The 19150-nt window shown below is 43.3% G+C and carries 21 protein-coding genes; 18 read left to right on the forward strand and 3 right to left on the reverse strand.

All coding sequences use genetic code 11. From position 1 onward, the window contains the following. The first annotated feature begins 244 nt into the window (after window positions 1-244). A complete protein-coding gene (locus NST99_RS12345; protein ID WP_445744962.1) occupies window positions 245-2938 on the forward strand; it encodes an adenosylcobalamin-dependent ribonucleoside-diphosphate reductase in 2694 nt (897 codons plus the stop codon). Between the two features lie 260 nt (window positions 2939-3198). On the opposite strand, the gene NST99_RS12350 is transcribed toward NST99_RS12345, so the two are convergent. Together NST99_RS12350 and NST99_RS12355 are read right to left on the reverse strand one after the other, a co-directional pair. Further along, window positions 3199-3594 (reverse strand): cupin domain-containing protein, encoded by a 396-nt coding sequence (locus NST99_RS12350; RefSeq protein WP_341091978.1) that lies wholly within the window; start codon window positions 3592-3594, stop codon window positions 3199-3201. Between the two features lie 20 nt (window positions 3595-3614). After that, window positions 3615-3935 (reverse strand): carboxymuconolactone decarboxylase family protein, encoded by a 321-nt coding sequence (locus NST99_RS12355; RefSeq protein WP_074085122.1) that lies wholly within the window; start codon window positions 3933-3935, stop codon window positions 3615-3617. A 175-nt stretch (window positions 3936-4110) separates the two neighbouring features. Here NST99_RS12355 and NST99_RS12360 point away from each other — a divergent pair, with 175 nt between their 5' ends. The 14 genes from NST99_RS12360 (at window position 4111) to NST99_RS12425 (ending at window position 15037) form a co-directional block, all read left to right on the forward strand. Continuing rightward, window positions 4111-4959 (forward strand): DUF3737 family protein, encoded by an 849-nt coding sequence (locus NST99_RS12360; protein WP_341091987.1) that lies wholly within the window; start codon window positions 4111-4113, stop codon window positions 4957-4959. A 100-nt stretch (window positions 4960-5059) separates the two neighbouring features. Continuing rightward, on the forward strand, window positions 5060-5251 hold the full coding sequence (locus tag NST99_RS12365; protein ID WP_341091988.1) for a hypothetical protein: 192 nt from the start codon (window positions 5060-5062) through the stop codon (window positions 5249-5251). After that, window positions 5241-5393, forward strand: coding sequence for a cyclophilin-like fold protein (locus NST99_RS12370; RefSeq protein WP_341091989.1), 153 nt, complete (start codon window positions 5241-5243; stop codon window positions 5391-5393). The genes NST99_RS12365 and NST99_RS12370 overlap by 11 nt, the downstream gene beginning before the upstream one ends. A 49-nt stretch (window positions 5394-5442) precedes the next feature. After that, the gene (locus NST99_RS12375; RefSeq protein ID WP_341091991.1) at window positions 5443-6324 is read left to right on the forward strand and encodes a LysR family transcriptional regulator; all 882 of its coding nucleotides are present in this window, start codon (window positions 5443-5445) and stop codon (window positions 6322-6324) included. Between the two features lie 168 nt (window positions 6325-6492). Beyond that, window positions 6493-7062 (forward strand): PTS transporter subunit EIIB, encoded by a 570-nt coding sequence (locus tag NST99_RS12380; protein ID WP_341091993.1) that lies wholly within the window; start codon window positions 6493-6495, stop codon window positions 7060-7062. Then, complete coding sequence (locus tag NST99_RS12385; RefSeq protein WP_341091994.1) at window positions 7059-8360, forward strand: glucose PTS transporter subunit IIA; 1302 nt, start codon at window positions 7059-7061, stop codon at window positions 8358-8360. The genes NST99_RS12380 and NST99_RS12385 overlap by 4 nt, the downstream gene beginning before the upstream one ends. A 33-nt stretch (window positions 8361-8393) precedes the next feature. Continuing rightward, on the forward strand, window positions 8394-9818 hold the full coding sequence (locus NST99_RS12390; protein ID WP_341091996.1) for a 6-phospho-beta-glucosidase: 1425 nt from the start codon (window positions 8394-8396) through the stop codon (window positions 9816-9818). Window positions 9819-9962: 144 nt separating this feature from the next. Then, window positions 9963-10367, forward strand: coding sequence for a MerR family transcriptional regulator (locus NST99_RS12395; RefSeq protein WP_341091998.1), 405 nt, complete (start codon window positions 9963-9965; stop codon window positions 10365-10367). 70 nt (window positions 10368-10437) lie between these two features. Beyond that, window positions 10438-11604 carry an MFS transporter gene (locus NST99_RS12400; protein ID WP_341092000.1) on the forward strand — a complete coding sequence of 389 codons (1167 nt, stop codon included), beginning with the start codon at window positions 10438-10440 and terminating at the stop codon, window positions 11602-11604. Window positions 11605-11652: 48 nt separating this feature from the next. Further along, window positions 11653-12396 (forward strand): SDR family oxidoreductase, encoded by a 744-nt coding sequence (locus tag NST99_RS12405; RefSeq protein ID WP_341092003.1) that lies wholly within the window; start codon window positions 11653-11655, stop codon window positions 12394-12396. A gap of 14 nt (window positions 12397-12410) precedes the next feature. Then, on the forward strand, window positions 12411-13586 hold the full coding sequence (locus NST99_RS12410) for a MalY/PatB family protein (protein WP_341092006.1): 1176 nt from the start codon (window positions 12411-12413) through the stop codon (window positions 13584-13586). A gap of 30 nt (window positions 13587-13616) precedes the next feature. Beyond that, window positions 13617-13973 carry a cyclophilin-like fold protein gene (locus NST99_RS12415; RefSeq protein ID WP_341092008.1) on the forward strand — a complete coding sequence of 119 codons (357 nt, stop codon included), beginning with the start codon at window positions 13617-13619 and terminating at the stop codon, window positions 13971-13973. Window positions 13974-14082: 109 nt separating this feature from the next. After that, complete coding sequence (locus NST99_RS12420; RefSeq protein ID WP_341092010.1) at window positions 14083-14376, forward strand: helix-turn-helix domain-containing protein; 294 nt, start codon at window positions 14083-14085, stop codon at window positions 14374-14376. Between the two features lie 175 nt (window positions 14377-14551). Next, complete coding sequence (locus NST99_RS12425; protein WP_341092012.1) at window positions 14552-15037, forward strand: NAD(P)H-dependent oxidoreductase; 486 nt, start codon at window positions 14552-14554, stop codon at window positions 15035-15037. A gap of 181 nt (window positions 15038-15218) precedes the next feature. On the opposite strand, the gene NST99_RS12430 is transcribed toward NST99_RS12425, so the two are convergent. Then, entirely contained in the window at window positions 15219-15359 is a 141-nt protein-coding gene (locus NST99_RS12430) for a hypothetical protein (RefSeq protein WP_341092014.1), read from the reverse strand. A 238-nt stretch (window positions 15360-15597) separates the two neighbouring features. Between NST99_RS12430 and NST99_RS12435 the strand changes: the two genes are divergently transcribed. From NST99_RS12435 to NST99_RS12445, 3 genes are all read left to right on the forward strand, one after another. Continuing rightward, window positions 15598-16545: an ABC transporter permease gene (locus NST99_RS12435; RefSeq protein WP_038589741.1), complete on the forward strand. Its 948-nt coding sequence runs from the start codon at window positions 15598-15600 to the stop codon at window positions 16543-16545. Window positions 16546-16558: 13 nt separating this feature from the next. Beyond that, on the forward strand, window positions 16559-17428 hold the full coding sequence (locus tag NST99_RS12440; RefSeq protein WP_038589742.1) for a carbohydrate ABC transporter permease: 870 nt from the start codon (window positions 16559-16561) through the stop codon (window positions 17426-17428). Window positions 17429-17494: 66 nt separating this feature from the next. Beyond that, on the forward strand, window positions 17495-19081 hold the full coding sequence (locus tag NST99_RS12445) for an extracellular solute-binding protein (protein ID WP_341092016.1): 1587 nt from the start codon (window positions 17495-17497) through the stop codon (window positions 19079-19081). Window positions 19082-19150 lie beyond the last annotated feature (69 nt).

Genomic DNA, 19150 nt, shown 5'->3' on the forward strand with positions numbered 1-19150 from the left:
CAAGAGTGAGAAAATGCGTCATGAATGCCGATTTTTCGCCACGGGGCTTCTTATATCGAAAAAGACCTCCGATACAATATGTGGTATAGTTTAAAAGCTGACGCACACAATATATTGTTACAAATGCTTGAAATATTGATTTATCAGAGCATTTGACGGTAATTTGTTATTGACAAGAGGAACTTCCTTTGCAGCAGGGCAGCTGGAAGTTTTTGTTGTGGGTCACAAAACGTAAGCCCACATCATGGAACGGAAGATTTACATATCATACATCCGGGAGGTTTTTCTATTGAGTACAGTGAAACGTAAGCAGCGCCTTGAGGGCCTTAGCGAGAAAATATTTTTGGACCGCTATGCGTGGAAGGATGCGGACAGCAATAATGCCAAGGTAGGCGATGTTGTTCTCGTCCTGACCAAAGACGATCCCAAATTCCCTACCAAGGAAGTTGGCGAAATTGTAGAGCGCAGCGGACGGATTGTTACAGTGAAGACACGCAGTGGTGAACTGGTGAAATCGGACGTAGAAAAGCTTACGCTTAATATAGAGAAAACTCCGGAGGAAATGTGGGACCGGCTCGCAGCCGCCATGGCTTCGGTAGAGAAAACGCCTGAGCTTCAGGAAGAATGGACAGGCAAGTTCCGCTCCATTCTCGATGATTGGAAGCTTGTACCGGGCGGCCGGATCGCCGCAGGCGCCGGTGCCAGTGAAGAGCTGACGCTGTTCAACTGTTATGTAGTACCTTCGCCTAAAGACAGCCGCGGCGGAATTATGCAGACACTGTCGGAAATGACCGAGATTATGGCCCGCGGCGGCGGCGTGGGGATTAACCTGTCTTCGCTGCGTCCCCGCCGTGCCATCGTTAGAGGCGTGAACGGATCATCCAGCGGCTCTGTCTCCTGGGGCGGGCTGTTCAGCTATACGACCGGGCTGATTGAGCAGGGCGGCAGCCGCCGTGGCGCGCTGATGCTGATGATCAATGACTGGCACCCGGATGTGGTTGATTTCATTACTGTGAAGCAGACTATGGGTCAAGTGACCAATGCCAACCTTTCAGTATGCGTCAGCAACGCTTTTATGAAAGCTGTTAAAGAGGATCTCGACTGGGAGCTCGTATTCCCGGATACGACTGACCCTGATTATGATACGATTTGGGACGGAGACCTTGATAAATGGAAAGCGGACGGCCGCCGGGTCATTCCTTACCGTACAGTTAAAGCACGGGATGTGTGGCATACGATTATTGAATCAGCCTGGAAATCGGCAGAGCCGGGCGTCGTATTCATGGAATACTACAACCAAATGTCCAACAGCTGGTACTTTAATCCGATTATCTGCACCAATCCGTGCGGTGAGCAAGGACTTCCGGGCTGGGGCGTCTGCAACCTGTCCGCTGTCAATCTTTCGAAGTTCTACGACGCGGAGAATCATGATGTGGACTGGGCCGATCTGGCGACGACTACCCGTTATTCTGTTCGCTTCCTGGACAATGTCATTGACAAGACGCCGTATCATTTCCCGGAAAATGAAGCCAACCAGAAGCTGGAACGCCGCGTAGGCCTTGGAACCATGGGTCTGGCTGAGCTGATGATTAAACTCAACATCCGTTATGGCAGTCCTGAATCGCTGGAGTTTCTGGACAAGCTGTACGGCTTTATGGCCCGCGAAGCGTATCTGGCCTCAGCAGAAATTGCCGGCGAGAAGGGTTCGTTCCAGGCGTTCGAATCCGACAAATATCTGCAGAGCGGATTTATGAAAAACATCACCGAAGTTTATCCGGAGGTGGGTGAATCCATCCGCAAGCACGGCATGCGCAACGTTACCGTGATTACTCAGGCGCCCACAGGCAGCACCGGTACAATGGTAGGAACTTCGACTGGTATTGAGCCTTATTTTGCCTTCAAATATTTCCGTCAAAGCCGTCTCGGCTACGACGAGCAGTTCGTGCCGATCGCACAGGAATGGCTGGAAGCCCATCCGGGTGAAGAGCTGCCTGATTATTTCGTAACTTCGATGGATTTGTCGGCCAAGGATCACATCCGTGCGCAGGCTGCCATTCAGCGCTGGGTGGACAGCTCGATCTCCAAGACCGCCAACTGCCCGTCAGACTTCACTGTTGAAGAAACTGCCGAGCTGTACGAAATGGCCTTCGATCTGGGCTGCAAAGGTGTAACTATCTACCGCGACGGCAGCCGCGATGTGCAAGTGCTGGAAACCACGAAGAAGGAAGACAAGAAAGAGGCTCCGGCAGCGGAAACGGCTGCACCGGAAGCAGTAGAAGCTGCACCGGCCAGCGCAGTTGTGGCAGCGAGCCCTGCGCCACAGGCCAATGCCAATGTTGTTGACAAGCAATACAAGAAACGCCCGCAGGTGCTGCGCGGCGCAACCTATAAGATCAACACGCCATTCGGCATGGCGTATATCACCATCAACGACCTGGATGGCATTCCGGCAGAAATCTTCCTGAATGTCGGCAAAGCGGGCTCCGACGTCTTCGCCATGGCGGAAGCATTGGGCCGTGTCTGCTCGCTGTTCCTCCGTTACGGCGACCACGGCGAGAAGGTCGAGCTGCTGATCAAGCATCTCAAGGGCATCGGCGGCTCCGGTGCCATCGGCTTCGGCGCGAACCGCGTCGAGTCCATCGCCGACGCGGTAGCGAAGGCACTGGAAACGCATGTGCTGAACAACGCACATGACGACCATGTCCCCGCTCCGATCGCGGCAACGCTGGAGCTGGAGGATTTCAACGAAGCGCTGAACGCTGAGTTGAAAGCGAGCGTACCGTCTGCGGCAGTAGCGGACTACGGCCACGGCGGCCATGCCGCACACAGCCATGGGGCGGCCTCCCGCGACCTCTGCCCATCCTGCGGCAGCGCCTCGCTGGTTAACATCGAAGGCTGTAAGACCTGCAGCAACTGCGGATATAGCCGGTGTGGGTAAGAAGTAGGATTACAAGAAACCTAGAACGATTGTTGTGAGGGATCACCAAAGCGGCAAAAACGACCACAAATGATGATAAAAGTGGATCATGAAAGACGATAATCCATTAATATATTCAATATAATGCATAAATATTCAAGCAGGTATTTTTATGCATTTAAACGCATTGAAATTAGTGGATTTGATTTTTAAATGAACACAATAAAAGTCCCGATTAGGAATTTCCTATATCGGGACTTTTATAATGTGATAAATAATGTTTATAAACTACCATACCAAACGTCATCGACAGGCTCTAACCATTCGGTTTCGCCTGGTGTAATAGCCAGATGTACAAACCAGCTGTCTTGGGTAGCACCATGCCAATGCTTCACATTTGGTGCAATATTAATTACGTCACCAGTTTTAAGTAACTTTGCAGGTTTTCCTTTTTCCTGATACCAACCCTCACCACCTGTAACTAATAAAACCTGCCCAAATTTATGTGAATGCCAGTTATTACGGGCGCCAGGGGCAAAGGTCACGTTTCCGATCGGGGCATTTAAAGGAGTTGGATCAGTAAAGACCATTTGTAAATAAGCATCGCCGATAAAATTAGCTTCAACTTTTTTTCCTAATGGAAAAATGGTGCTGCTCTCTAATTGTTCATTTGACATCATGGACATCCTCTCTATTTTTATTCTTTATAGATTTCCTTAGCGATATTAAAAGCGGACCAAGCTTTGGGCCAACCGGCATAGAACGAAAGGTGTGTAATGATCTCTGCAATTTCTTCTTGGGTGATTCCATTTGCTTTCGCTTTATGAAGATGTGGAGTTAACTGTTCAAAGTTTCCTCCTGAGATTAGAGCTGCTACTGTAATCATGCTGCGATCGCGGGGAGAAAGTTCTTCCTCCCTTGACCAAACCTCACCAAACAATACATCATCGTTCAGTTCAGCAAATTTAGGTGCAAATTCTCCCAGCTTGTCTCTTCCTGCAGTTTGTTTCTCTGCCATTGTTACCATCCTCCATTCATGTATTAACTGCAACATCATCTAGTGTATTAGTGTATACCTTCAAGTGGACTTTAACGCAAGTAAGGATCAATAATTATCTATCTATTCGTGGCGAAAATATTTGACTTCAAGTTAACTTTAAGTTGTAAGCTGATCTGAGACAGGGGGATTAGCAATGCAAACTATTGATCAACAAAAGCTAACAGGAGAACGCGCACTATTTAAGAGCAAGAATCTTTTGATTAAAAACTCTACTTTTGCGGAAGGTGAATCACCGCTGAAGGAAAGTGAAGATATTACTATCCACAACAGTTTTTTTAAATGGAAGTATCCGCTATGGTATTCCCAGAACATTAGCTTAAAGAGAACAACTCTTCAGGAAATGGCACGCTCAGGAATCTGGTACAGTCATCATATTTATATGAATGACAGTGTCATTGAAGCACCCAAGACATTTCGCAGGGCAAGTGATATCCGTCTGAATCATGTGGATATGCCTAATGCAGAGGAGACGCTATGGAACTGCAAGGATATTGAATTGTTACATGTAACTGCAAGAGGAGATTATTTTGGGATGAACAGTGAAAATATCAGAGTGGATGATTTAACTTTGACCGGAAACTATGTTTTCGATGGTGCGAAAAACATAGAAATCCGTAATTCGCGGCTACTCTCAAAAGACGCATTCTGGAACTGTGAAAATGTCACCGTATATGATTCGTTAATCACCGGAGAATATTTAGGATGGAATTCTAAAAATATTACGTTTATTAACTGCACTATTGAGAGTAATCAGGGAATGTGTTACATGGAGAACGTGGTAATTGTAGATGGGAGCATAATCAATACGGATTTGGCCTTTGAATATTCCACTATTAATGTGACAACAACTACAATGATTGACAGTGTCAAAAATCCAATCTCCGGAATCATTAAAGCGAATGGAATTGGAGAAATAATACTGGACGATGAAGGAATTGCTGCTTCAAATATTATATATGAGCTGAATGATCAAATGAAATGAGCTTCTCAACAAAGCAGATTTTTATGTTTCTGATATTCTTTATAAATACAAAGCGATTGCTTGCTCTATTTCGGAAAATAAGAAAGGCAGGTGGATGTACTTGAAAGAAAATAAAACTCAAGCTGCAGCTCCAAAAACACAACCATTTGGAAAAGAAGCTTTTGAGAAAACGGAAAATACAATCATTCGCTGGTTAGGGAATTCAGGATTATTTATAAATAGCCATGGAACATGCGATATGGTCGATCCGTTATTAATGAGTTTTGACATGCCCTCGCTAATTGACCTTTGACGATTACAACAGAACAGAAAAAATCAGTTACCTCCCGAATACTCTTACGACGGAGGAAGCGCCGGATGGCTTCGATCCTTCAGTAGGTGATCTGACCTTATATGCTCCATGGAATGGAGGCATTCACAGGCATGAATGGTGACTTCACCGTAACCATTGAAATTTTAAAATAAATGCAATCAGGAGGAACCATGGAATTAAGAGTACTTCGGTATTTTCTAACAGTTGCCCGTGTTGAAAATATTACACATGCGGCTACTATCCTGCATGTTACACAGCCTACGTTAAGCAGACAGCTGGCCGATCTTGAAAAAGACTTAGGAACTCAATTGTTCACACGTGGAAAAAGTAAGATAACACTAACCGATGCGGGGATGCTTTTGCGTCAAAGAGCAGAAGAAATCCTTACCCTTGCGGATAAAACAGAGAAAGAGTTTAAAGATCAGAGCAATCTGGTTGGAGGAACAATATCCATTGGAAGTGTTGAATCATTAACATCAAATGTTATTTTCGAGTTATTAAAAGCGTTTAATGTTGAATATCCACAGGTCACCTATCATATTTTCAGCGGGACAGGCGATGATATAAAGGAAAAAATAGATAAGGGCTTACTTGAGATTGGCATATTGTTGGAGCCTATTCATATTGAAAAATATGATTTTATCAGACTGCCGCAAAAGGAACGCTGGGGAATTCTTACCAAAACCTCGTCAACGCTGGCACAGAAGGAATATGTTACTTCCAAAGACCTGGCCGGAGTACCCTTGCTAATACCCAGCCGATCAGTATTACAAAATGAAATTGCCAGTTGGTTTGCCGATGAGCACTCACAATTGCGCTTTGTAGCTACCTATAACTTAATATCCAATGTGGTTAATCTCGTGGAGCAGGGAATGGGCACGGCAATTTGCATTGAGGGTGCTTTCGCAATGAAGCATTCTGATCATTTATGCTTTAGGCCCTTCTATCCTGTACTTCAATTCGGATGTGTGATTGTCTGGAAAAAACACAAAATTTTCAGTCAGACTGCGACCAGGTTTTTACAATATATCAAGCATGCCTTGCAGGCATAATGAAGAATGAAATATAGGCATTGGCTATAGCTGTTTATATAGTGATATTTTAAAGGTGTAATGTGAATGAAGCCTTTACTTATCGCTTATAAATAGCTTTTTATGTTTGTAAAGCGCTTCCGTATTCGTTCATATTATGCAGCATTTATTAAGAGGGGGCATAATTGCATGAGCCAGAAGTATGAGGAATTAGCTCGAGAAATTGTAGAGAAAGTCGGAGGCAGTGAAAATGTATCTACATTAACTCATTGCATGACCAGACTCAGATTTGCGCTGAATGATAATAATAAGGCAGATCAACCAGCCGTGAAAGCATTGGACGGCGTTCTTGATGTTATCGAGAGCGGCGGACAATTTCAGGTAGTTATTGGTACTCATGTTGAAGACGTTTACACGGAGGCTATTAAGCATCTGAAATCCGTAGAAGGTTCAGGTCGTGAACTAGCTAAAGAGAGAAAGGTAGGGTTCATCGGCAAATTAATCGATTTCGTTTCCGGTACATTTAGTCCGATCGTTCCAGCTATTGCTGGCGCAGGTATGATAAAAGCGCTGCTCGCTCTACTTATTTTATTTGGTTGGATTTCAAAGGAGTCCCAGACCTATTATGTATTAAGTTTTATGTCGGATGCCATTTTCTACTTCCTGCCGTTTCTATTGGCGTACTCTGCTGCTAATAAGTTAAAGTGCAGTCCTGTCTTGGCTTTAGTACTGGCGGGTTTTTACTCCATCCAAACTTGACCCAATTGCGGACAGACGGGAATGACGTTAGCGTCTTCGGTATCCCCTTGACCCTGGTTGCTTACAGCTCTTCTGTCGTTCCAATCCTCTTAACTGTTTGGGCACAATCTTACATTGAAGCGATATTCAAAAGAATCATTCCAAACGCAGTCAAAGTTATTTTTGTTCCGATGTTTACGATTTTGGTAGTCGGGCTCCTTAGCTTAACGGTATTAGGACCTCTAGGGTCATTTTTCGGAACGTATTTAGCTATGGGATTTGATTTCCTTGGGTCACACGGATCTTGGATGATTATATTCGTTATCGCAACCTTTTGGCCCATACTGGTTATGTTTGGATTACACCATAATATCGTTCCCTTATCGTTGGCTCAAATCACCACACTGGGTTACGAGAACATTATCGGCCCTGGAGCGATGATAAATTGTATTTCCCAAGGTGTTGCTGCACTAGTGGTAGGGATGAGAACAAAGGATAAGGCGTTAAAGCAAATTTCAACTTCCAGCGGGATAACAGCTTTTATGGGGATTACGGAACCCGTCTTGTATGGCGTGAACTTGCCTAAAAAATATCCTCTCGTTGCTGCTATGATTGGTGCTGCCAGTGGAGGACTATACGCAGGACTATTGAATGTCTCTCGTTATGCGACAGGAGCTTCAGGAATTCCAGCAATTCCACTTTACATCGGAGAGAATATCTGGAATCTATATAATATTTTGATTGCATTAGTAATTACGGCTGTTGTAACTGCGGTTATTACCTACCTCTTAAGTTTGAAATATGAAAAAGAATTGACCACTCAAGAAACGATTGTTAGTGATGAAGAAACGATTACGATTAAAGACTCTGTGATTATGAGCCCAATTAAAGGGGCAATCATTCCATTACAAGATGTACAGGATGCTGCCTTTGCTTCAGAAGCCATGGGGAAGGGAATTGCTATAGAACCAAGTGAGGGGAAAGTGGTGGCTCCTTTTGCTGGGGTTATCGTTTCACTGTTTCCTAAAAAGCATGCCATGGGCTTATTATCCGATGACGGTGTAGAAATCCTCATTCATGTTGGCCTTAACACCGTTAAACTAAATGGGAAATATTTCGAAGCCCATGTTGTGGAAGGCCAAAGAATCGCTAAAGGACAGACCTTGTTGACCTTTGATCTGGAGAAAATTAAACAAGAGGGGTATATTACTCAAACTCCTGTTATTGTAACCAATACCTATAATTATTCAGATGTAGTATCAGTGAGTATTCATGATTATATAGATTTCAACAATGCGCTGCTGCTAGTAAAAGCATAAATAACAATACTCAATCTTAGGAGTGTATTTTAGATGACCTTAAGAAAAGATTTTCTCTGGGGTGGAGCGGTTGCTGCAAACCAATGTGAAGATGGATCCGCAGAAGGTAATAAAGGGCTGTCAACGGTCGATGTCATTCCAGCGGGGAAGGATCGGGTTCCTGTTATGAAAGGCAAGGTCAGCATGCTGGAGTGTGACGAAGAACATTTTTATCCAAGTCATGAAGCTATTGATTTCTATCATCGCTATAAAGAAGATATCGCATTATTAGCGGAAATGGGTTTTAAGTGCTTCCGTTTATCCTTGGCATGGACGCGGATCTACCCTAATGGAGATGACAAGCTTCCGAATGAAGAGGGATTGAAATTCTACGAACATGTCTTTGATGAATGTTTAAAATATGGCATTGAGCCCTTAGTAACGATTACTCACTTTGATGTCCCTATCCATCTGGTGAAAACAATCGGCTCATGGAGAAGCCGCAAAATGGTCGAATATTATGAGAGACTATGTGAAACCATCTTCACCCGTTACAAAGATAAAGTGAAGTATTGGTTAACCTTTAACGAAATCAATATGTTATTGCATTTGCCCTTTGGAAGCTCTGGCCTGGTATTTGAAGAGGGTGAAAATGAAGATGCAGTAAAATATCAGGCAGCACATCATCAACTGGTCGCAAGTGCGAAAGCAACTGAAATTGCGCGCAGAATCAATCCGGAATTTAAGATAGGCTGTATGCTGGCGGGTGCAAGCACGTATCCGTATACATGTGCACCAGATGACGTTTGGAAAGCAATGACAAGAGACCGGGAACACTACTTCTTCGTTGATGTACAGTCCCGTGGAGAATACCCAAGCTATGCCAAGAAAATGCTTGAACGAATGGATATTCACTTGGAGATGGAAGACGGAGATGAGGAATGCTTAAGAAATAATACCGTTGACTTTATTTCGTTCAGTTACTATGGCTCACGGTTAACCAGTGCGGACCCTGAGGTAAATACGCAAACCGCCGCAAATCTGTTTCCGACCCTGCGCAATCCACATCTAACGACAAGTGAATGGGGATGGCAGATTGATCCGCTGGGGCTAAGAATTACATTAAATGCATTATATGACCGCTATCAAAAGCCGTTATTCATTGTAGAAAATGGATTGGGAGCGCTGGATACACCTGATGAAACGGGATATATCGCAGATGATTACAGAATCGGGTACCTGCGGGAACATATCAAAGCGTTCATAACGGCAGTGGAAGAGGATGGAGTCGACTTGCTAGGATATACGACTTGGGGCTGTATAGATCTGGTAAGCTCCAGTTCCGGAGAAATGAGCAAAAGATACGGCTTCGTTTATGTGGATAAAGATGACGCTGGAAATGGCACATTGGAGCGCAGAAAGAAAAAATCTTTTGGGTGGTACAAAAAAGTAATTCACAGCAATGGTATAGAGCTGTAGTCTGCTAATGAATGAAGACGTAATAACGCATTGAGTCATGGACTCGGTGCGTTATTGCTTTATAAATGAATAGACCAGCTTCACTTGACTTAAAGTTAACTTTAAGTGATAAGTTAGAACAAAAATTGATATTGAGGTGAAGGTATGAATATTACCCAGGTTGCTAAGCTGTTTGATCTTTCGGCAGCCACATTAAGATACTACGAGAGCATTGGTTTGTTTCCGCCGGTTAACCGGAAAGAAAGCGGTGTGCGTGATTACAACGAGGAAGATATCAAATGGATTGATTTTATAAAATGTATGCGGGATTCAGGTTTGACGATAGAGGCATTAATTGAATATACGTCATTATTCGCTAGCGGTGATCACTCTTTAGAAGCACGCAAACAGATTTTGGTCGATGAGAGGGAGAAGCTGATACAGAAACGGAAAGAACTTGACGAATCTATCAGCAGATTGGCCGTGAAAATTAAGGACTACGACGGAAAATTGCTTGAACGAGAGGGGAAGCTCAAAGGCACACTCGTAATAGAAGCGAAGCATGACTAAATCAGAATTCGGTAGCTAAAGGAGTGGGATTCATATTAAACCAAAGGAAAAACTAAAGACGTACTCCTTATTGTCAGTAGCGTTATTAATATCTTCAGGACCAATAATCGCCGCTAATATTCCGTCGATAGCGAAAGATTTTCCTGCTATTTCTCTGACACAGGTAGGGTTACTGACTACAATACCTTCCCTGTTTGTTATTTTTGGTGTTCTAATCGGGAATCGGCTGGAACTGCGGATCGGAAAGAAGAGAACCATTTTAACAGGATTAGGATTCGTATTCATTTCAGGGACATTCCCGGCAATGAAGCACGATGTTTTTTCATTGTTATTCGTTTCCCGCTGTTTGTTTGGTCTGGGTATTGGCTTATTTAACCGCTTAATCATTCAGATGATCAACGATATATACCAAAATAATCCTGGGAAACAGGCATCTTTAATTGGAATTGAGAGTGCCTTTGAGGGATTAGGAGGTATCTGTCTGACGCTAATCGTGGGTCAATTATTAAAAATTAACTGGTATACATCATTTTATGTTTATGCATTGGCACTTCCCGTTTTTGTTGCTTTCCTTTTCTTTGTTCCGGAAGATAAAAGGGAGATAGACAAAGGCGGGGCGGAACAACTAACACTGACCTCAGACCATCCAAGTAATAAAAGGCCCTTACGAGTGATAATTGGCTTTGGCATTTTATTGTTTGTAATTGTTACTCTATTTATCAACTACAATATTCAGATTACTCCTTTGATAATGGAGAAGAATATTGGGAACGCGACGAACGGCAGCAATATGATTGCTTTTATAGGTTTAGGAGCCTTTATTGCCGGCTTTTCTTTTGGGAAATTATATAAATTGCTCAGACACTATATTGTTCCTTTGGCCATCCTTTTTCTGGGAGTGTCCATGTTTATGACGACGATCTCACAGAGTATTGTTCTGACTACATTTTGTTCGATGGTTATCGGTTTTTCATTTCGGTGTATTATGCCTTACTTACTGCATACATTTACGCAGCAAATTGCGAATATGGCAAAATTGGGCACTACGATCGTATTGGTCGCTTATAACTTAGGAGCCACCCTTTCACCTTATGAAGGGACATTGGTCAGACAGCTATTTCATGCTCCAAGTATACAATCATTGGTTTTCACTAATGCAATGATACTCTTATTGATTGCCATAACTGGTTTTAGTGTAGTTTACGTAAATCAAAAAAGAAGTTTGACTTCAAGTTAACTTGAAGTTGTAAACTTGGCCTGTATCAATAACTGAGGAGGAATTAACATGACTAATATTAAAGGGAAAGTTGTCATTATCATGGGGGCATCAAGCGGGATTGGTGAAGCCACAACGAAGAAGCTTGCTGGGGAAGGCGCAAAATTAGTGATTGCGGCTAGACGTGAAGATCGCCTGAAATCTCTTGTTGAATCCCTGCCTAATGCTGAAATTTCTTATGCCGTTGCGGACGTAACCAAACAAGAAGAAGTTCAAGCGGTTATTGATTTAGCAGTTAAGAAGTATGGCCGTGTAGACGTTCTATACAATAATGCTGGAGTTATGCCGACAGCACCGCTGTCAGCAACCCGTTTCGATGAATGGCGTCAAATGCTTGATATCAACATTATGGGGGTTCTGAATGGGATTGCTGCAGTTTTGCCTATCATGAAAAAACAGCAATCCGGGCACATTATTGCAACGGACTCTGTGGCAGGACATGTTGTATATCCCGGTTCTGCTGTATACTGCGGAACCAAATTTGCTGTCCGTGCTATCATGGAGGGATTGCGTCAGGAAGAACGTGAGAACAATCTCCGCAGCACAATTATTTCTCCAGGATTAGTGGATACTGAGCTGTACACAACGGTCAATGACGCTGAAAACCGAGAATGGCTGAAAAATAACGCAAAAATTGCAGGTGTGGGTTTGAGTCCAAGCGATATTGCTGACGCAGTAGCCTATGTCATTAGTACACCTGAAACGGTTGCTGTAAGTGAAATTTTAATTCGTCCAACGAAGCAACTCGTTTAATTCGGAGGTAGCAGGTGAAACATTCCGTGTTTAATTTTGATAAAATGACCAACCGTTTGGGTACGAACTCTTATAAATGGGATGTTCATACGGACGAGCTTGCGCTATGGGTGGCAGATATGGATTTCGAGACGTCTCCGGCAATTGTCGAAGCTCTGCAGAAGAGATTAGACCATAAGATCTTTGGCTACACGATGGTTCCTGATGCGTACTACAATGCAGTTGCAGGATGGTGGAGTAGGAGGCATCAATTTCAAATACAACAGGAATGGATTATGTTCTGTACTGGTGTCGTCCCGGCAATTTCCACCATTGTGCGTAAAATGACCAAAGTGAATGAGAAAGTATTGTTGCTGGCTCCAGTCTATAATATCTTTTATAACTCGATCGTGAATAATCAGCGAAAGGTTCTTACGAGCGAGCTGGTCTATAAGGATCAAAGGTATTCCATCGACTTCAACGATCTGGAAGAGAAGTTGGCCGATCCCGAAACAACACTCCTGATTTTCTGCAATCCGCATAATCCAATAGGCAAGGTGTGGGACAAACAAACACTTGAGTCCATCGGCAACCTTTGTATTAGACATCATGTGCTGATCCTTTCGGATGAAATTCATTGTGATCTAACGCATCCAAGCTACCGCTACACTCCCTTTGCTTCGGTATCTGAAGAGATAGCCCAGAATAGTATCACGTGCGTGGCTCCAACCAAAACATTTAACCTGGCAGGACTCCAAACGTCATCTATTATCGTACCGAATCCGGAGCTGCGGGCGCTTGTAAATCGTGGGATCAATACTGATGAAGTGGCTGAACCGGGTGCTTTTGCTATTGAAGGAGCCATTGCTGCTTTTACAGAAGGAGAACCTTGGCTTGACGCACTGCTGGAATATTTAATGGGCAATAAGCAATGGATGGAATATTTTATGGCAGCAGAGCTTCCAGAGCTTAAGGTCATTCATTCAGAGGCTTCCTACCTGGCGTGGATTGATTGCACAGCTGTAACTAATGATTCGAAGGCTTTATGCGAATGTATAAGAAAAGAAACCGGGTTGTACATTTCAGAAGGAGCTATTTTTGGCGGGAATGGACAAGGGTTTATAAGAATAAACTACGCCTGCCCCAAAACGCGTCTGGAAGATGGCTTGCAGCGCTTGAAGCGGGGGATTGAGATTTTTAAAAGTATGTAGTCAATCCATAGGTGAAGGGAGTGAACTAACATGAAATTAATAATGACAATTGGGCAGGATGAATATATAGCCACATTAATAGATAGCAAAGCAGTGGAAGGATTTATCACCCAGCTTCCTTTAAAGCTAACCTTACAGGACTATGCGGGCACTGAGAAGATCGGTGATCTTCCAGCACGTCTATCCGCCGAGGGTTCTCCGCCAGGGACAGCTGCTTCAATAGGAGACCTTGCTTATTACGCCCCTTGGGGGAACCTAGCGATATTTTACAAAAGCTCCGGATATGCTTCGGGACTTATTAAGCTGGGAAGTATAGAGTATAATGCCAAGAAACTGGCTAGCTATAATAAACCGATAGAAGCACTACTTGAGATAATCAATGAATAAGCTTTTGTATTTTGGACTATATAGACAAATGATTTGAGCTAAGCAGCAAAGTTTCTTTTCTTGTTTCCTGTTATTCTATAGGTAAAAGCTAAAAAAGGCGGAACTGCTCATGTCCATTAGCATCAGCAAAACAATTAAGGCACCGCAAGAGCTGGTCAATGCACCAGATAAAACAGGAAGCTTACAGTATCATACATCTCCCTTGAAGTGGATACGCAACCGGAGATTAGATAAGGCTGAGAAGATGTTACTGGAAACTTCGATTTCCGTTACAGATATTTGTTACTCCACCGGCTTCGAGAATATCGCCTATTTCTCCAAAGTGTTTAAGCTGCGGTTTGAACTCGCTCCTTCAGAGTATAGATTGAAGTTTAAGCCACAGGAGAATGAAGTGAAGTTATAAGTTAAGGGTTAACGTTCCGCGGGAATTACCGTGGAACGTTTTTTTATGTGAAAAGTAAGCCAAATGAACAAACAGAATGAGCCTGTGAGCAAAGAAACTAATGATTTTTCTTGTTATTCTTATCTCGTGCAGTAGAACAAAGAGATTACTCAACAGAAATAAGGAGAGATTCTGAATGAAAACACTGGTACTCGTATTCCATCCTAACCTATCTAGCTCCCGTCTTAACCGCCGCTGGGCGGAAGAAATGGACAAGCAAGCCGGTGTAACTGTGCATCGTGTTTATGAAGCTTACCCCAACGAGGAGATTGACGTTAACGCCGAGCAAGAGTTATTAGTGCAGCATGACCGCATCGTTCTGCAATTTCCTTTCTATTGGTACAGCACACCTTCATTGCTTAAAAAATGGGAAGATGCCGTTGTTACCTATGGCTGGGCCTATGGAAGCACCGGCAACAAGCTGCATGGCAAGGATTTGCTGCTAGCAGTTAGCGTGGGGGCTTCTGAAGATTCTTATACACCTAATGGCGCATTCAAATATACTCTTGCTGAGTTATTGCGGCCTCTTCAGGCAACGAGCAACATGATCGGTACTAGCTTTCTAGCGCCTTACGCAGCCTACGGAGTTATGCAGCTAGCAGCATTGCTCGCCGTACGCTGATTACATTACTGCTAGTGAAGGTTGGACTATGCGGAGGTTATTCATAATATTGAAGGGCGTGAAAGCCTTTCCCTAGCGGCACGAGAAGAAGTGACGCCTTTAATCCAGATACGCTTGGCACACGTCATTAAGCTACCCTGAATATCATTAACGCTGGACACTCAAAAATGGCAATATGAAACTAAGTGCGGCTGACTTTTTTTAAAAAAAGCTGCGCCTTCATTTTGTATGAGGTGGATGGATGTTTTGAAGCAGAGGGGTTGGATATTGTAACGGTAAAGCCTAGCTTTTCAAGCCTACGCACAGATTGTTTGTCGATCATCTCTTGCTGCCTCGCCTCAAAATAATGGACCCCAAATCACGGTAATCTTCACCGCGAGTTAATAGATAATAAGCGACCTTGCGCGCTGCAATGCGTCGGTACTATGCACCGAGATAGTTGTTCGATCCTCGTATGGAGTTAGGGGCTTAATATCTTATAAGAAATTCTTGAAATTACAGAAATTTATCCGGGTAGGGGGATGCTATTATACAATTACAAATAAAGACGAGGTGATGATATGCAAGCGAAATTGGCAGCGGACGCCATTCCCCTCCCCAAAAAGCGGAATTCATGGATAAGAACGATAAAAAAGTATAAAGTGATGTACGCTCTCTTGTTCCCGGCATTAGTTTACTTTGCCGTATTCAAATACATTCCTATGGCGGGAATCATTATTGCCTTTAAAAACTATAACCTAGCTTTGGGACTATGGGATAGCCCATGGGTGGGATTTAGAAATTTCACAGATTTTATGAACGGCGTTTATTTCTGGGACATCATGAGAAATACGATTATCATATCGCTGTATAAGCTGTTGTTCGGTTTCTCAGCTCCTATCATACTTGCTTTGCTGCTCAATGAAGTTTATACCCAATGGTTTAAGAAAATCGTACAAACGATCACTTATTTACCCCACTTTCTATCATGGGTCATTGTTTATGGAATGATGGTGGCATTATTAGCCCCAGGGGATGGTCTTTTTAACATGATTTTGAAGGAAGCTGGAGTTGAACCCATCTCATTCCTAACGGAACCTGCCTGGGGCAGACTGCTGATCATCTTATCTGAAATATGGAAGGATATTGGATGGGGAGCAATATTGTACCTTGCAGCATTAGCAGGAATCGATCCAAGTTTATATGAAGCGGCTAGAATTGATGGCGCTTCCAAGTGGAGACAGCTATGGCATGTAACACTTCCCGGCATTCGAGGCGTTATGATTCTGATGCTGATCCTTAAATTAAGCCATATTCTAGATGCTGGTTTTGACCAAATATTCATGTTTGCCAACAGCTTTAATCAGGAGAAGATCGACATTATCGACACATGGGTATACCGTGAAGGGCTCGAGCGGCTTAAGATTGGCTTGGCTACTGCTGTGGGATTATTTAAAGCGGTCATCGGATTTGTTTTAGTGTTGGCAGCAAATAAGCTCGCCAAAAAATTCGATGGGCAAATTTGGTGAGGTGGTTATCAAAATGATCAATTTGACAATCGGAGAGAAGGTCTGGCAAGCAGTCGTTTATTTTATTCTTATTTTGCTAGCTCTACTTTGCTTACTACCCTTTCTATATGTGGTTGCTGTTTCAGTGACGCCAGAATCGGAAGTGCTAAGAAGAGGAATTGTTATCATACCAGAATCCTTTACCTTTCTAGCCTATAAAGAAGTATTCATTTCTCATGGTATCGGGCAGGCGTATAAAATTACATTGTTTCGAACGATAGTAGGCACTGCTCTCAATGTGTTCTTTACGGTAATAGCGGCATATCCGTTATCCAAAAAATATTTGCCGGGTCGAAGCCCATTTTTACTATTCATTGTCTTTACCATGATGTTTGGGGGAGGATTAATTCCGACTTATTTACTAGTCCGCTCTCTGGGATTGCTAAACAGTCCGTGGGTATTGATTATTCCACATCTCATTAGTGCATTTAATCTGGTGATCATTAAAGGCTTTTTCGAGCAATTGCCTGCTGAAATCGAGGAATCAGCGAGGGTAGACGGTGCAAGTGAGCTTCAGTCGTTATGGCGGATCATTTTACCTCTGTCCTTGCCCGTCCTTTCCACAATTTCATTATTTTACGCAGTCGGGCATTGGAACAGTTACTTCGATGCTATTGTTTATATCAATGATTCCAACTTAATGCCGCTCCAAGTGATCTTGCGCAACATCCTGCTTAACGTCGCAACACAAAGTGCTGATTCGCTTGCCAATACCGGAGCTGTTAGTACGTTCGCTATACAAATGGCAGCAGTTGTCGTGACTACAGTTCCGATTTTGATCGTTTACCCATTTATGCAAAAGCATTTTACCAAAGGTGTGCTCTTGGGATCGGTTAAAGGTTAAAAAGATAATCCAACCTGAGTTGTTACGGGAAAACCGTGATAATATAGAAGCAAAGGAGAGGTCATTATGCAAAGTAAAGCGATTACATTTGCTATTCTGACAGCAATGGTCGGTGTGGGAACGGTATTGTCAGGATGTGGGGAACAAAAAGAGGTTACATCGACAGCTTCGGGTAATTCACAAGGCCAGTCTAGTCCCTTTGAAACCAAATTGAAAATTTCGATGTTTAACCAAGGCACTTTCAACGCTGCTGCGCCGATTCCTCCCCGTGAAGAAGATATCCAACGCCAAATGTTGGAGAAAGCAGTGAATATCGACTTGGAAATGATGATTCCTCAATCAGGGCAAGCAACGACTAAATTAAATACGCTCATTGCCGGCGGAGATATTCCAGATTTGATCTTCTTGAAGAGCCGGGCTGATTTGGCGCAATATTATGACCAAGGCGTTCTTGCGGATTTGACACCGTATCTGGATCAATTTCCTGAATTACAGAAACGTTTTAGCAACGACTCCTGGGAGGCGATGTCCTATCAAGGAAAAACCATTGGAGTTCCAGGTTATGATAATGTAAACGGTATCAGTCGAAGCTTCTTCATCCGCAATGATTGGCTGAAAAAGCTGAATATGGAAGTGCCAACGACACCTGACGAGCTATTCGAAGTTATGAAAGCCTTTACAGAGAAAGACCCGGACGGTAACGGCAAAAACGATACGTACGGATTCATAGGCGGTATGAATAAAGAAGGCAATCTGCAAACCTACGGCTTCGATAGTTTGATGTGGATGTTTGGCGTCAATCCTCCCTCAGCCATTGATGTGAAAGACAATAAACCGGTGTTCCTGTTCACCGATCCAAAAATGAAAGAAGCGCTCACTTATATCAATAAAATGATGGAAGCCAAAGTTGTAGATCCAGACTGGGTGACGATGAATACTCCCGATTTGTTGGACCAAAAGTTATTTAAGGGTAAAGTTGGCTTCATGATAAGAGATGCCCGAAGGCTGGAACCAGATTATCAGCAGAAAATGAAAGAAATCAGTGGAGAGGTGCCGGAATGGATCGTTATTCCTCCAATGATAGGTCCTTATGGTGATCAAATTGTAGAGAGAAAATCGTTCCAGGGCAATTCATGGGCCATATCCAAGAAAGCGGATAAGGACAAAATCATTCGTATCTTGTCCATGCTGAATTATCTCTTTACGGACAAAGAAGCCTATCCGAATTTTGCATACGGAATTAAAGGGATTCATTGGGATTTGGTAGACGGCAAGATCAAAAATAAAACCTCCGAATTATCGAAGGAAATGAAAGATAAGTACCTATGGGTCGATCATTATAGAATGCCGCGTCGTGGTGATGATGCTGAGTACTTCAGCTTCCAGAATCCTAAGACGGCAGAAGCTTTTAAGAACAATCAGAAATACGTTACGGCTACTTTGCCAGGTAATTTATTGACTGAAGACCCGAGCGATTCATTGGCAGCTGACCGCCAACGTTACATTAATGAAAGCTTGGTCAAATTTATGACTGGCAAAGAACCTCTTTCGAGCTGGGACAATTTCCTCAATACACTGGAAACCAAGTTTGACATGCAGAGATATAAGGAGTCAGTAATCAAACAATTTAAAGAAGCAGGCTTAATCAAGTAAATCAAGCAGAAACGGCTTCGCCGTCCTTTTAAAGGACGGTACCGTTTCAGCGAGATAGATAAGGAATAT

Source organism: Paenibacillus sp. FSL L8-0470, assembly GCF_038008625.1.
Taxonomy (GTDB): Bacteria; Bacillota; Bacilli; order Paenibacillales; family Paenibacillaceae; genus Paenibacillus_AQ.

Bases quoted from the DNA above. Each gene is read 5' to 3' on its own strand.
- NST99_RS12345 (WP_445744962.1), top strand. From the start codon at position 245: ATGGAACGGAAGATTTACATATCATACATCCGGGAGGTTTTTCTATTG.
- NST99_RS12350 (WP_341091978.1), bottom strand. From the start codon at position 3,594: ATGTCAAATGAACAATTAGAGAGCAGCACCATTTTTCCATTAGGAAAA.
- NST99_RS12355 (WP_074085122.1), bottom strand. From the start codon at position 3,935: ATGGCAGAGAAACAAACTGCAGGAAGAGACAAGCTGGGAGAATTTGCA.
- NST99_RS12360 (WP_341091987.1), top strand. From the start codon at position 4,111: ATGCAAACTATTGATCAACAAAAGCTAACAGGAGAACGCGCACTATTT.
- NST99_RS12375 (WP_341091991.1), top strand. From the start codon at position 5,443: ATGGAATTAAGAGTACTTCGGTATTTTCTAACAGTTGCCCGTGTTGAA.
- NST99_RS12380 (WP_341091993.1), top strand. From the start codon at position 6,493: ATGAGCCAGAAGTATGAGGAATTAGCTCGAGAAATTGTAGAGAAAGTC.
- NST99_RS12390 (WP_341091996.1), top strand. From the start codon at position 8,394: ATGACCTTAAGAAAAGATTTTCTCTGGGGTGGAGCGGTTGCTGCAAAC.
- NST99_RS12395 (WP_341091998.1), top strand. From the start codon at position 9,963: ATGAATATTACCCAGGTTGCTAAGCTGTTTGATCTTTCGGCAGCCACA.
- NST99_RS12405 (WP_341092003.1), top strand. From the start codon at position 11,653: ATGACTAATATTAAAGGGAAAGTTGTCATTATCATGGGGGCATCAAGC.
- NST99_RS12415 (WP_341092008.1), top strand. From the start codon at position 13,617: ATGAAATTAATAATGACAATTGGGCAGGATGAATATATAGCCACATTA.
- NST99_RS12420 (WP_341092010.1), top strand. From the start codon at position 14,083: ATGTCCATTAGCATCAGCAAAACAATTAAGGCACCGCAAGAGCTGGTC.
- NST99_RS12425 (WP_341092012.1), top strand. From the start codon at position 14,552: ATGAAAACACTGGTACTCGTATTCCATCCTAACCTATCTAGCTCCCGT.
- NST99_RS12430 (WP_341092014.1), bottom strand. From the start codon at position 15,359: ATGATCGACAAACAATCTGTGCGTAGGCTTGAAAAGCTAGGCTTTACC.
- NST99_RS12435 (WP_038589741.1), top strand. From the start codon at position 15,598: ATGCAAGCGAAATTGGCAGCGGACGCCATTCCCCTCCCCAAAAAGCGG.
- NST99_RS12440 (WP_038589742.1), top strand. From the start codon at position 16,559: ATGATCAATTTGACAATCGGAGAGAAGGTCTGGCAAGCAGTCGTTTAT.
- NST99_RS12445 (WP_341092016.1), top strand. From the start codon at position 17,495: ATGCAAAGTAAAGCGATTACATTTGCTATTCTGACAGCAATGGTCGGT.